Source organism: Meishania litoralis, assembly GCF_042611095.1.
Taxonomy (GTDB): domain Bacteria; phylum Bacteroidota; class Bacteroidia; order Flavobacteriales; family Flavobacteriaceae; genus Meishania; species Meishania litoralis.
On sequence record NZ_JBHFPV010000004.1, the window covers coordinates 200,316 to 212,218 of the forward strand.

At 43.0% G+C, this 11,903-nt stretch carries 13 protein-coding genes; 9 read left to right on the forward strand and 4 right to left on the reverse strand.

The window, feature by feature from the left end:
• The first annotated feature begins 138 nt into the window (after positions 1-138).
• The 8 genes from ACEZ3G_RS14510 to ACEZ3G_RS14545 all read left to right on the forward strand — a co-directional run bounded on the left by ACEZ3G_RS14510 (position 139) and on the right by ACEZ3G_RS14545 (position 7,740).
• On the forward strand, positions 139-1,491 hold the full coding sequence (locus tag ACEZ3G_RS14510) for a Na(+)-translocating NADH-quinone reductase subunit A (protein WP_432426235.1): 1,353 nt from the start codon (positions 139-141) through the stop codon (positions 1,489-1,491).
• A gap of 1 nt (position 1,492) precedes the next feature.
• Positions 1,493-2,788: an NADH:ubiquinone reductase (Na(+)-transporting) subunit B gene (locus ACEZ3G_RS14515; protein ID WP_432426236.1), complete on the forward strand. Its 1,296-nt coding sequence runs from the start codon at positions 1,493-1,495 to the stop codon at positions 2,786-2,788.
• Positions 2,789-2,790: 2 nt separating this feature from the next.
• Entirely contained in the window at positions 2,791-3,540 is a 750-nt protein-coding gene (locus tag ACEZ3G_RS14520; protein WP_432426237.1) for a Na(+)-translocating NADH-quinone reductase subunit C, read from the forward strand.
• Between the two features lies 1 nt (position 3,541).
• Positions 3,542-4,189 carry an NADH:ubiquinone reductase (Na(+)-transporting) subunit D gene (locus tag ACEZ3G_RS14525; protein ID WP_432426238.1) on the forward strand — a complete coding sequence of 216 codons (648 nt, stop codon included), beginning with the start codon at positions 3,542-3,544 and terminating at the stop codon, positions 4,187-4,189.
• A 22-nt stretch (positions 4,190-4,211) separates the two neighbouring features.
• Positions 4,212-4,952 carry an NADH:ubiquinone reductase (Na(+)-transporting) subunit E gene (gene nqrE, locus ACEZ3G_RS14530; RefSeq protein ID WP_432426239.1) on the forward strand — a complete coding sequence of 247 codons (741 nt, stop codon included), beginning with the start codon at positions 4,212-4,214 and terminating at the stop codon, positions 4,950-4,952.
• 2 nt (positions 4,953-4,954) lie between these two features.
• Positions 4,955-6,262, forward strand: coding sequence for an NADH:ubiquinone reductase (Na(+)-transporting) subunit F (gene nqrF / locus ACEZ3G_RS14535; protein WP_432426240.1), 1,308 nt, complete (start codon positions 4,955-4,957; stop codon positions 6,260-6,262).
• A 109-nt stretch (positions 6,263-6,371) separates the two neighbouring features.
• A complete protein-coding gene (locus ACEZ3G_RS14540) occupies positions 6,372-6,743 on the forward strand; it encodes a Na(+)-translocating NADH-quinone reductase subunit F (protein ID WP_432426241.1) in 372 nt (123 codons plus the stop codon).
• Positions 6,733-7,740, forward strand: a complete 1,008-nt coding sequence (locus ACEZ3G_RS14545) for an FAD:protein FMN transferase (protein ID WP_432426242.1) — start codon at positions 6,733-6,735, stop codon at positions 7,738-7,740. The genes ACEZ3G_RS14540 and ACEZ3G_RS14545 overlap by 11 nt, the downstream gene beginning before the upstream one ends.
• Positions 7,741-7,745: 5 nt before the next feature.
• Here ACEZ3G_RS14545 and ACEZ3G_RS14550 read toward each other — a convergent pair whose 3' ends face one another.
• The 3 genes from ACEZ3G_RS14550 to gpmI form a co-directional block, all read right to left on the reverse strand.
• A complete protein-coding gene (locus ACEZ3G_RS14550; RefSeq protein WP_432426243.1) occupies positions 7,746-8,510 on the reverse strand; it encodes a class I SAM-dependent methyltransferase in 765 nt (254 codons plus the stop codon).
• Positions 8,511-8,519: 9 nt separating this feature from the next.
• Complete coding sequence (gene map, locus ACEZ3G_RS14555; RefSeq protein ID WP_432426244.1) at positions 8,520-9,338, reverse strand: type I methionyl aminopeptidase; 819 nt, start codon at positions 9,336-9,338, stop codon at positions 8,520-8,522.
• 70 nt (positions 9,339-9,408) lie between these two features.
• Entirely contained in the window at positions 9,409-10,926 is a 1,518-nt protein-coding gene (gpmI, locus tag ACEZ3G_RS14560) for a 2,3-bisphosphoglycerate-independent phosphoglycerate mutase (protein ID WP_432426245.1), read from the reverse strand.
• 245 nt (positions 10,927-11,171) lie between these two features.
• Between gpmI and ACEZ3G_RS14565 the strand changes: the two genes are divergently transcribed.
• Entirely contained in the window at positions 11,172-11,558 is a 387-nt protein-coding gene (locus tag ACEZ3G_RS14565; protein ID WP_432426246.1) for an ankyrin repeat domain-containing protein, read from the forward strand.
• Between the two features lie 118 nt (positions 11,559-11,676).
• On the opposite strand, the gene ACEZ3G_RS14570 is transcribed toward ACEZ3G_RS14565, so the two are convergent.
• Positions 11,677-11,844: a DUF6747 family protein gene (locus ACEZ3G_RS14570; protein WP_432426247.1), complete on the reverse strand. Its 168-nt coding sequence runs from the start codon at positions 11,842-11,844 to the stop codon at positions 11,677-11,679.
• Between the last annotated feature and the right edge of the window lie 59 nt (positions 11,845-11,903).

Genomic DNA, 11,903 nt, shown 5'->3' on the forward strand with positions numbered 1-11,903 from the left:
TGGGGCAAAGGTAAACAAAAAGCATACCGAACAAATTATCATCGTTGTACTGCCCAAATTTATGGGCAATAATTATGAAAACTTTCTTTTATATGCTATTTTTGCCCCAAATTTTGATAACCTAAGGTCTACTAGAATATGTCCAAAGACATCCGGATCAAAAAAGGCTTGAACATCAACCTTGTCGGTGCTGCAGAGCAAACTACTTCAAAAGCCGTTTTAAGTAATGTTTACGCCCTAAATCTTGAAGATTTTCACGGAATTACCCCAAAAATGATGGTCAAGGAAGGTGCCGAAGTCAAAGCGGGAGAAGCACTTTTTTACAATAAGAACCGCGAGGGTATGTTGTTCGTCTCCCCGGTCAGTGGTGAACTGGTGGAAATAGAAAGAGGTGCAAGAAGACGTATTCTTACGCTGAAAATATTAGCTGATAAAGATCAGGAGACCTTGGAACATGCCGTACCGGATCTAGAAAAAGCTTCGATACCCGCTATAAAGCAATTTTTGCTTAAGGGAGGGTGCTGGCCCTTCATCAAGCAAAGACCTTACGATATCATTGCAGATCCCGATAGTACTCCCAAAGCAATCTTCATTTCCGGAACCAATACGGCCCCATTGTCGGCTGATCTTGATTATGTCTTGAAAGGAAAAGAAAAAGAATTGCAGGCGGCGATCAACGCACTATCAAAAATGACACCTGGCAAGGTACATATATCGATTGGAAGGTCATCATCTTCGCCTTTTGCCGAATTGAAAGGTGTTGAGCTGCACAAAGTTTCAGGACCGCACCCTTCGGGGTTGGTCGGTACACAGATCAACAAAATCGATCCGATAAACAAAGGTGAGATTGTGTGGACGGTCAGCGCCCAAGATTTGGTCATAATCGGCGAGCTATTGTTGACCGGAAAGTTCAACGGCGAGCGAATAGTGGCGCTTGTGGGGTCTTCGGTAAAACAACCAAGATATTACACCACCAAAATCGGGACAGAGATTTCTACGTTTCTTTATGCAAGTGGAGTGAACAATGAAAATTTTAGGGTCATAAACGGCGATGTGCTCACAGGTAAAAAATCAAGTCAAGATGGGCACCTTGGCTATTATAACAATACGGTAAGCTGCATACCCGAAGGTGACGACTATGAACTTTTCGGATGGAACAAACCGGTTTTCAATAAAATTTCCGCAACTAGGGCCATGACCTTTTCGTGGTTGCAACCGAACAAGAAGTACGACCTTAATACCAATACAAACGGTGAACATAGGGCATTCGTGGTTACCGGAATGTATGAAAAGGTCTTTCCTTTGGATATTTACCCGATGCAATTGTTGAAAGCATGTATGGTCAAAGATTTGGACGAAATGGAACAATTGGGTCTTTACGAAGTGGCTCCAGAGGATTTTTCGCTAACCGAGTTCATATGTGTATCGAAACAACCGCATCAAAAGATTATTCGCGAGGGACTAGATCTATTGCATAAAGAAATAGGATAATATGAGTGACAAAAGACTGACATTCAAAAAAAGACTGCACATACTTAAACATCGGTACCGTGACAAAAAAATGGCTCCCGCTTTCAATGCGTTCCATACCTTTTTGTTCTCTCCCGATGAGACTACGCACAACGGCTCACATGTGCGGGCGGTCGATGACTTGAAACGAACGATGAATACGGTCATAATGGCACTTGTGCCCGTATTGATTTTCTCCATGTTCAATGCAGGGTATCAGCATTATTCGGCAATTAATGGCTTTCCTCAAGAGTTTTCGGTGACCGAACATTTCTTGACGTGGGATAATTTTTGGATAGGGGTTGTTAAAGTACTTCCCCTCTTGGTCATTTCGTATGGTGTCGGACTTTTGGTGGAATTTATCTTTGCGGTAATCAAGGGGCATGAAGTTGAAGAGGGTTATTTGGTTACTGGTATGCTCGTTCCGCTTATAGTTCCTATTGACACACCACTATGGATGTTGGCCGTTGCCGTCGTATTCGGTGTGGTCATTGGCAAAGAGGTTTTCGGGGGTACGGGAATGAATATTTTGAATCCCGCTTTGACCATTCGTGCATTTCTATTCTTTGCTTATCCGACCTGGATGAGTGGCGACAAGGTCTGGGTGCACGGGGCACGCGAAAGGGCAGATCAGATTGCCGAGGGTGCCACGAATGTCGATGCCATTTCTGGTGAGACCGTTCTTGGGTTTTTGGCACAGAACAAGGGCGCTGAAATGTCTTATTCCACCTGGGATGCCTTTTGGGGCTTTATTCCGGGTTCCGTTGGTGAGACCCCGACATTCTTGATTCTGCTGGGGGGCTTGTTCTTGATATTTTCGAAAATAGCGAGCTGGCGCATAATGCTCAGCGCAGTTTTGGGTTCGCTGTTCATGGGACTCATTTTCAACCAGGTGGTAGAAATGGGTTGGATAACCGAAACAAGCAAGTTTTACGGCTTGATGAGCTACGAATTTTGGAAACATTTATTGGTTGGTGGCCTAGCCTTCGGTATCGTATACATGGCGACCGATCCAGTAACCGGGGCACAGACCAATCGCGGAAAATGGATCTATGGTTTTCTAATCGGATTTATGTCGGTAATGATCCGAGTGTTCAACCCCGCTTACCCCGAAGGTGTTTTCTTGGCAATTCTTCTAATGAACGTGTTTGCACCTACCATCGATCATTACGTGGTGAGGGGCAATATCAAAAGAAGGATGAAGCGCTTGAAAAATGCAGTTGTCTTACCCAAGGATTCCGATCAAGAGGCGAAAGAACTTAAAGCAGAAACGGTTTAACTATGGCGATCAATACTGAAAAAAATACGTACACCGTACTATTCGCGGCAATAATGGTTATCGTGGTGGGTACCATCTTGGCCTTTTTGGCATCGGCCCTGAAACCTGCGATAAAGGAAAACGAGCGTTTCGAAAAACAACAGAACATTCTTTACGCTATGGGCGTCAATGAAAATGAAGGGGAAGGAAGCGTGAATTTTGTTCCCACCGATAGAGTAGAAGCAGAATTCCATAAGTATATCAAAGAGCAACTGGTTATTAAGGGAGATGAAATTCTTAATAATGACGAAGCCTATCTTATCGATATGAAAAAGCAATTGGCATTGGCCAAAAAAGGCGAGACTCCAGAATTGCCGCTTTTCATTGGTGAAAAAGACGGTAAGAAATTCTATATCATCCCAATGTACGGCAAGGGTCTTTGGGATGCTATTTGGGGGTTCATTGCGCTAGACGACAAAATGACGGTACAGGGGGTTTATTTTGACCATAAAGGCGAAACACCTGGTTTGGGAGCCAATATTAAGCAACGCTATTTCATGGATGATTTTTCGGGGGAGACCATTTTGAACGGTAACCGGTATTCAGGTATTTCCGTTGTCAAGGGTAACAACGACCCATTGAACAAGGTCAAGGATGATAATGAGATCGATGCATTGGCAGGGGCTACCATAACCGGCAATGGCGTATCTGCAATGATCAAAGAAACGGTCACTTTATACAAAGATTATTTAGAAACCATAAGAACGAAGTAACATGGCACTACTTTCAAAGAAAGACACCAATCTAATATTGGATCCGTTGGCCGATAATAACCCCATAACCATTCAGGTTTTGGGTATCTGTTCCGCCTTGGCGATCACTGCCGAGCTTAAGGCATCGGTCGTTATGGCACTGGCCGTTATTTTCGTTCTTGGCTTGGGCAACGTGGTCATATCCTTGATGCGTAATATCATTCCTTCGAAAATTCGGATCATCGTGCAATTGATTGTGGTCGCCACCTTGGTAATCATCGTTGATCAAGTGCTCAAGGCATTCGCCTATGAGCTGAGCAAGACTTTGGCCGTTTTTGTAGGCCTGATTATTACGAACTGTATTATTATGGGGCGTTTCGAGGCTTTTGCCTTGGGTAATGGTCCATGGAGGTCGTTCTTAGATGGTATCGGCAATGCCTTAGGATATGGGGTAATACTTGTTATTGTCGGTTTCTTTAGAGAACTGCTGGGATCGGGCACGTTGTTCGGATATCCCGTTTTCGGAGATCCCATCGCCAAGACAGGTTTGTATTCAACTGGGTATGAGAATAACGGATTTATGATTATTCCTCCTGCCGCACTGATAGTCGTAGGTATAATAATCTGGGTGCAACGTTCAAGAAATCCGGATCTTGTCGAAGAAAATTAATTAAGAATTTTAGCAAACGATCATGTTGGAACATATAGAATTGTTTTTCAAATCCATTTTCATAGACAATATGGTATTTGCCGTATTCTTGGGAATGTGTTCATATTTGGCGGTTTCGAAAAAGGTGGCCACTGCCGTTGGTTTGGGCGCGGCGGTAATTTTCGTGCTCGGGGTTACGGTTCCCCTGAACTGGTTGCTCGATAAATATTTGTTGCAAGACGGTGCTCTGGTTTGGTTGGGCCCTGAATATGCCGATTACGATTTAAGCTTTTTGTCGTTCATACTTTTTATCGCCACTATCGCCACTATGGTACAATTGGTGGAGATCGTGGTAGAAAAATTTTCACCTTCGCTATATAATAGCCTCGGGATCTTTTTGCCATTGATAGCGGTTAACTGTGCCATTCTGGGAGGTTCTTTGTTCATGCAGGCCAGACAGATAGAAACTTTGGGATTGGCATTCAACTATGGGATCAGTTCGGGTATCGGTTGGTTCTTGGCGATTTTGGCCATTGCGGCTATTCGTGAGAAAATACGTTATTCAAATGTGCCCGCTCCTCTGCGCGGTTTGGGAATCACCTTCATTATTACAGGATTGATGGGGATCGGGTTTCAAAGTTTTGGAGGAATGTTGACAGGTGGAGATGATGCCGCCGAGACTCCCGTTGATGATACTACCGCCAAGAAAATTGAAAAAGAGAAAGAATTAAAGAAGGAAATCGATGAAAATGAGATTTCCTATAATGATGTCATAAAAGAATAAATATGATCTTAGCTGCAAGTACGGGAGGTACCATTCTGATTACCGTAATAGCATTTTTGACATTGCTCATGCTGTTGGTGGCCTTATTGTTGTTCACCAAAGAAAAGCTGTCCCCATCAGGTCCCGTAACCATAACTATCAATGGCGAAAAGAAAGTGCAAGTAGGATCCGGCAATTCTTTGTTGACCACCCTTGGCAATCAGAAGATTTTCTTGCCATCTGCCTGTGGTGGTGGCGGAACGTGCATTCAATGTGAATGTCATGTGCTTTCAGGTGGGGGAGAGGCCCTACCTACCGAAACGCCCCATTTTTCAAAAAAGGAATTGGATCATGGTGCACGCTTGGCCTGTCAGGTCAAAGTAAAGCAAGATATGGAGATTACCATTCCCGAAGAAGTATTCGGGATCAAGAAATGGGAAGCCACGGTGGTCCGAAATTATAATGTTGCCTCTTTTATCAAGGAGTTTGTGGTCGAAATACCTGAAGATATGGGGTACAAGGCGGGGGGTTACATCCAAATTGAGATTCCACCCTGTGAGATCAAATATTCCGATATCGATATTACTGCCCACCCTGAAGAACATGAGACTCCGGATAAATTTCAGGCCGAGTGGGACAAGTTCAACCTTTGGCCGTTGGTCATGAAAAACCCTGAAACGGTTGAGCGTGCCTATTCCATGGCATCTTACCCTGCAGAAGGAAGGGAAATTATGCTCAACGTGCGTATCGCTACCCCGCCCTGGGATCGTGCAAAAAATGGATGGATGGATGTAAACCCCGGTGTGGCATCTTCCTATATTTTTGCGCAAAAACCGGGTGACAAGGTTATTATATCCGGACCTTATGGAGAATTCTTTATAAACGAATCAGAAGCCGAGATGCTATACGTTGGCGGAGGTGCGGGTATGGCCCCGATGCGTTCGCACTTGTACCATCTTTTCAAAACTTTGAAAACAAATAGAAAAGTTACCTATTGGTACGGTGGGCGTTCAAAAAGGGAATTGTTCTATCTGGATCATTTTTATCAACTGGAAAAAGATTTCCCCAATTTCAAATTCTATTTGGCTCTCTCTGAACCGCTACCCGAAGATAACTGGAAGGTAAAGGAAAATATCGATGCCCCAGGTGATGGTTTTGTCGGCTTTATCCACAATTGTGTTATCGACAATTATCTCAACCACCATGAGGCACCTGAAGATATAGAGCTTTATTTCTGCGGCCCCCCATTGATGAACAAAGCGGTGCAAAAAATGGGCGAAGATTTCGGGATACCCGATGAAAACATACGTTTCGATGATTTTGGAGGGTAGATAGTGGTTTTACTATAAAATTATGGTGGGACCCGATTTGGTTTGCCACTACATAAATAACAAATGCCGATGTTTTTAACGTCGGCTTTTTTCGGATTAAGTTTATCAAATGGGAAAACCCCTGACCCAACAAGAATTGCATAATCTCGCCATGAATATCGTCGGTAGGCGATTAGAGGCAGACGGGTACGAATTTATGGGGGTAAACAGCAAGCCCAAAAAAAATCCGCAATTCGTTTGTCTCAAAGAGAAACAACTTCATTTTATAGTGGTCAGGAATGTGTCCTTTCCCGAGGATCCCAAGAACTACGATGAAAATTTGATGGCAAAGATGAAAGAGCATGCCGAAAAGCATGAGGCAAAGGCGTATTATGCCGGTGTGGGCCTCTCGAATGCCAATGACCGAACGTTGCCTGTGTATTTAAATGAGGCATATATAGTAGATTATGAAGGACTTATAGAAATTAAGGATGATGAGTAGATTCTTGGTGTTTTTTCTTTCACTTGGCATAATGGGATGTAGTCTCAATAATGGTCCTGTAGAAAATGTAAGTGAAGGTGGCGCTCTCGGCACTTCTTATAGATTGATCTACATTACTGAAACTGAATCGGATTTTAAAACAGAGATCGATTCCGTTTTTGCTGCAATTAATAAATCATTGTCGACCTACATATCCGATTCCGATATTTCAAAAATAAATAAGGGCGATTCGACCTTGGTCATTGATGCCATGTTCGATGACGTGTTCGTGCTTTCAAAAGATGTGTATCAGAAAACCAATGGATATTTTGACCCGACGGTAGGTACGTTGGTCAATGCATGGGGTTTTGGGCCTGAAGAACAAATAGCAATGGACAGCACTAGGGTAGATAGCCTTTTGGAATTTGTTGGCTTTGACAAAGTCTGTATTACCGATAATGGGACCGTTGAAAAAGAGAACCCTAATATCTATTTTGACTTTAATGCCATAGCAAAGGGGTATGCCATCGACCGTCTCGCCCATATGATGGATTCCAAAGGAGTTCAAAACTATCTTTTGGAAGTCGGAGGCGAACTGGTAGCCAAGGGAGAAAACATTATCAAAGATAAGTCTTGGGTCGTGGGTATTGACGATCCCGAAATGGGGGTTACGCGAGAATTGAAAAAACTGATCTATTTAAAAGACAGGGCACTGGCCTCTTCCGGTAATTATCGCAAGTTCAGGATCGATGAAGCGACTGGTAAAAGATATGTACATACCATAGACCCTAAAACGGGCTTCACCAAAAACGGCAATACCTTGGCCGCTACGGTACTTGCCAATACATGCGCCAAGGCCGATGCCTATGCCACAGCTTTTATGGCGATGGACCTTGATGATTCGTTCAAGCTGCTCAGTCAATTAAAGGAACTGGAAGGATATATCATCTATATCGACGAAAACGGAACGACCCAAGAATTTATGACCGAGGGGTTTGAGGATTTGGTGGTAAAATAGCACCATTATTTTCTGACGAGCGGAATAATCTCCCCCTTTGCCAACCGGTATTTCTCAATTTCTTCACGGGTAAGTTTGGCGGTATAGTCGACTTCATCTACTTTAAATCCGACATTTCGAAGCTTGTCAAAATAATCACGCCCATAAATGCGTACGTGATCGTATTGCCCGAAGATTTTGGTCCGTTCTTTTTTATCGGTAATCGAATCATCCTCAAAGGTCTTCTCCCGTTTCAAATCTTGCGGAATTTGAAATATGCCCCAGCCGTTAGGTTTCATAACGCGATACAATTCGTGCATGGCCTTGGTATCTTCGGGTATATGTTCCAATACATGATTGCATAGTACTAAATCGAACGAGTTATCTTCAAAAGGCAGGTTGCAAATATCGGCTTTCACATCGGCCAGTGGAGAATTGAGGTCGGTAGTGACGTAATCAAGGTTTTTTAATTTTCGAAAACGTTTGTAAAAAGCTTGTTCTGGGGCAAAATGCAATACTTTGAGCGTATTGGTAAAAAAGTTTGTCTCATTTTTTAAATACAGCCACAACAGGCGATGCCGTTCGAGTGAAAGGGTAGAGGGTGAGAGTACATTTTCACGAGGCGTTTCATATCCGTAGGGGAGAAAACTTTTGAACTTTTTGCCATCAATGGGGTCGATGTAATTTGAGCCTTTGTACGACCAAATCAATATCGGGCGAACATAATAGCTCAATGTAATGAGAATGGGTCTTGGAACGGTATTCAGAATGCGTTTGAAGATTTTCTTCATGCCGAAAAGCTACAACTTCAATTGCTTTTGTCGAAATTCATCTTCTTCATCACTTTCAATACCCAAGGCTTCATAAATATATTGAAAGGTTGATAACAATTCGGGTTTTCCGTTGACAATGGCCACATTATGTTCAAAATGGGCACTAGGTTTGCCGTCAGCGGTTAAAATGGTCCAGCCATCTTTCAGCTGTTTGATATTTTTGGTCCCCATATTGATCATAGGCTCAATGGCCACGACCATACCTTCGGCGAACTTTTTTCCCCTTCCCCGTTTACCGTAATTGGGCATTTCAGGTCCTTCATGCAGTTTTTTGCCCAGTCCGTGCCCCACAAGTTCACGAACCACTCCATAGCCATGGCCCTCACAATGGTTTTGAATGGCATAGGCCACATCGCCAACGCGGTTACCTAGTTTGAATTCACGTATTCCCAAATACAAAGATTCTTTGGTGACCTGTAACAGTTTTTTCGTCTCCGGTGCCACTTCACCGACTTCAAAGGTATAGGCGTGATCGCCATAGTACCCATTTTTTAACGAACCGCAATCAACAGAAATGATATCACCGTCTTTTAGAGGTTCACTATTGGGAATACCATGCACAACTTGTGCATTCGGACTCATATTCAATGTATTCGGAAAGTCGTACATACCCAAAAATCCGGGTTCGGCGCCCTGTTCGCGAATAAACTCTTCGGCCAATTTATCAAGATATAGGGCATTTACACCAGGTTTGATTTCAGAGGCCAACATTCCCAATGTCCTGGAAACCACAAGGGCACTCTCGCGCATCAATTCGATTTCTTCCGGGGTCTTCAGTTTTACCATAGGCCCGTAAAGGTAAACAATCCCCTAATTTTATCCGTTTGAAAAACCACTTTAGTATTGATCGGTCAGTTCATATTAGTGAATGGCATGTCATTTCCTTGGGCTGGTCAATTCCCATTAAGTGGAGGATAGTCGGTGCGATATCCCCCAAAATACCATCCTTTATTTCCTTAATGTCCTTATCGACCAATATCAGGGGAACAGGGTTCGTAGTATGGGCCGTATTCGGACTTCCATCGGGGTTTATCATGGTATCGCAATTGCCATGGTCTGCAATGACCAGGGTGGAATACCCGTTTTCGATGGCGGCGGTGATTACCGATTTTGCACAGTTATCGACCGTTTCACAGGCTTTGACGGCCGCCTTCATATCTCCCGTATGGCCTACCATATCGGGGTTGGCAAAATTCAAGCACACAAAATCCACCTCTTGTTTTTCCAATTCGGGAATGATGGCATCACGTATTTCATAGGCGCTCATTTCAGGTTTGAGGTCGTAGGTAGCGACTTTGGGCGAGGGACAGAGAATTCGCTGTTCACCTTCGAACGGTATTTCCCTTCCGCCATTGAAGAAAAAGGTGACGTGGGGATATTTTTCGGTCTCTGCGATACGTATCTGTTTTTTTCCTGATTTTTCCAAGACTTCCCCCAAAGTCTCCCTTATGTTTTCCTTGTCATAAACCACATGGACCTTTTCAAAAGAGTCGTCATAGTTCGTCAAAGTCACATAATAAAGGTTCAATTTATGCATGTTGAGTTCATGCATATCTTCTTGGCTGAGCACTTGGGTCAATTCCCTGCCGCGATCTGTACGGAAATTAAAAAAGATAACCACATCATCTTCCCCTATTTTTGTAAGCGGCCTAGAATTGGGGTCGACCATTACAATAGGTTTGATAAACTCGTCGGTAATACCATTATCATAACTTTGTTGCATGCTTAGGGAAATATCGGTCGATTTTTCACCGATTCCATTGACCATTACATCATAGGCAAGTTTTATGCGTTCCCATCTTTTGTCGCGATCCATGGCGTAGTAACGACCGATTACGGAAGCTATTTTTGCATTCTTATCAGAACAGAAGGTGTTGAGGTCTTCCAAGAAACCTTTCCCGCTTTTAGGGTCCACATCACGACCGTCTGTAAAGGCATGCACGAACATGTTATCCAGCCCAAAACTGCTTCCGGCCGAAATGAGACCTTTTAGATGGTCGATGTGACTGTGCACCCCGCCATTGCTCAATAGGCCTAAAAAATGAACTGGTTTGTTGTTTTTTTTGGCATACTTGAAAGCTTCTTGCAATGCTTCCTCATCTTTTAGGGTATTTTCTTTGACGGCCAAATTTATCTTTGCCAGATCTTGATAAACGATTCTACCAGCCCCAAGGTTCATGTGTCCTACTTCACTATTGCCCATTTGGCCTTCGGGAAGACCTACGTTCATACCATCGGTCAGAAGGTTCGCATCGGCATAGTTCAGATAAAGCGAATCTATAAAGGGCGTATCGGCCTGATCGATCGCCGAAACTTTTGGATCTGGCGATTTACCCCATCCGTCGAGAATCATCAAAATAACTTTCTTATCCATGTTGGCGTGTATTGAGGGACCAAAAATAAGCCGATTTGAGTAGTTAAACTAGATTTTTACAATGCTATTTTATGGTGATAACACATAAATTGTTAATTCTTTAACGTTGAAAAGCGGAGCCTTGTTAAATTTTAGTTATTTAACTGTTAACGGTCTACCAAAGTGGCATAGAAGAAGTTTATATTTAAATAATCAAAATTTATTCATCAATCAGCCTGTTTCTTGACAGGTACAAATCGTTCATCATGAAAAAAACAATCGTATCGGTTGCCACGGCATGTCTGTTGGTAATCGCGGTGGCCAAGGCCGACCAAAAACCAAATCACAATTTTTTTGAACAAAGTACGGTTACAAGTTCCTTTGAGCTAAACTCGTTTTGCAAAGCGATCATGCAGGGAGATTTGGAAACCGTCAAGCGCATGATCGCCTTGGGCGAGGATGTGAACAAGAAATCCTTAGGGATGACCCCGGCCATTTTCGCGGCACGCTACAATAAGGCCGAAATATTAAAATTGCTCATAGCCAATGGGGCCGATTTGAGCATACGTAGCGATAAAGGATATACCATTAAAAAATATGCCGAGCTTTCAAATGCCCAGGATGCCCTTGCGGTTCTTGAGGCTGCCATGTGATTTACGGTTGCCGTAAACACAAAAAACCCGTTCTGCAAAATCTTTTCAGAACGGGTTTTTAACTTTTAATTTAACTACTCTAAATAGTGTTCAAGTAAAAGAGCGCAAAAAAAATCAATTAAAAGTCAAATCCTGTGAACGCCCTGTACATAAATGCGTAGACGGCCATAGATAACATCAATACACAAAAAACCGAGTAAGCTTTCAATATCATTACAACGATGTCGGGCTTACAATTTTCAAAGGCTTCGGTGTAGATGTTCTTAAAATGTAAAAGTGTTCCCATATAGTTTCATTTAAATACCCAACCAAGGTTCGGCATATATTATTTAAATCAAAGCTACA

What these genes read in the sequence shown, in the direction of transcription:
- ACEZ3G_RS14540 (WP_432426241.1), top strand. Translation starts at nt 6,372, where the DNA reads ATGGGAAAACCCCTGACCCAACAAGAATTGCATAATCTCGCCATGAAT.
- ACEZ3G_RS14565 (WP_432426246.1), top strand. Translation starts at nt 11,172, where the DNA reads ATGAAAAAAACAATCGTATCGGTTGCCACGGCATGTCTGTTGGTAATC.
- map (WP_432426244.1), bottom strand. Translation starts at nt 9,338, where the DNA reads ATGGTAAAACTGAAGACCCCGGAAGAAATCGAATTGATGCGCGAGAGT.
- ACEZ3G_RS14525 (WP_432426238.1), top strand. Translation starts at nt 3,542, where the DNA reads ATGGCACTACTTTCAAAGAAAGACACCAATCTAATATTGGATCCGTTG.
- ACEZ3G_RS14520 (WP_432426237.1), top strand. Translation starts at nt 2,791, where the DNA reads ATGGCGATCAATACTGAAAAAAATACGTACACCGTACTATTCGCGGCA.
- ACEZ3G_RS14570 (WP_432426247.1), bottom strand. Translation starts at nt 11,844, where the DNA reads ATGGGAACACTTTTACATTTTAAGAACATCTACACCGAAGCCTTTGAA.
- ACEZ3G_RS14510 (WP_432426235.1), top strand. Translation starts at nt 139, where the DNA reads ATGTCCAAAGACATCCGGATCAAAAAAGGCTTGAACATCAACCTTGTC.
- gpmI (WP_432426245.1), bottom strand. Translation starts at nt 10,926, where the DNA reads ATGGATAAGAAAGTTATTTTGATGATTCTCGACGGATGGGGTAAATCG.
- nqrF (WP_432426240.1), top strand. Translation starts at nt 4,955, where the DNA reads ATGATCTTAGCTGCAAGTACGGGAGGTACCATTCTGATTACCGTAATA.
- ACEZ3G_RS14545 (WP_432426242.1), top strand. Translation starts at nt 6,733, where the DNA reads ATGATGAGTAGATTCTTGGTGTTTTTTCTTTCACTTGGCATAATGGGA.
- ACEZ3G_RS14550 (WP_432426243.1), bottom strand. Translation starts at nt 8,510, where the DNA reads ATGAAGAAAATCTTCAAACGCATTCTGAATACCGTTCCAAGACCCATT.
- nqrE (WP_432426239.1), top strand. Translation starts at nt 4,212, where the DNA reads ATGTTGGAACATATAGAATTGTTTTTCAAATCCATTTTCATAGACAAT.
- ACEZ3G_RS14515 (WP_432426236.1), top strand. Translation starts at nt 1,493, where the DNA reads ATGAGTGACAAAAGACTGACATTCAAAAAAAGACTGCACATACTTAAA.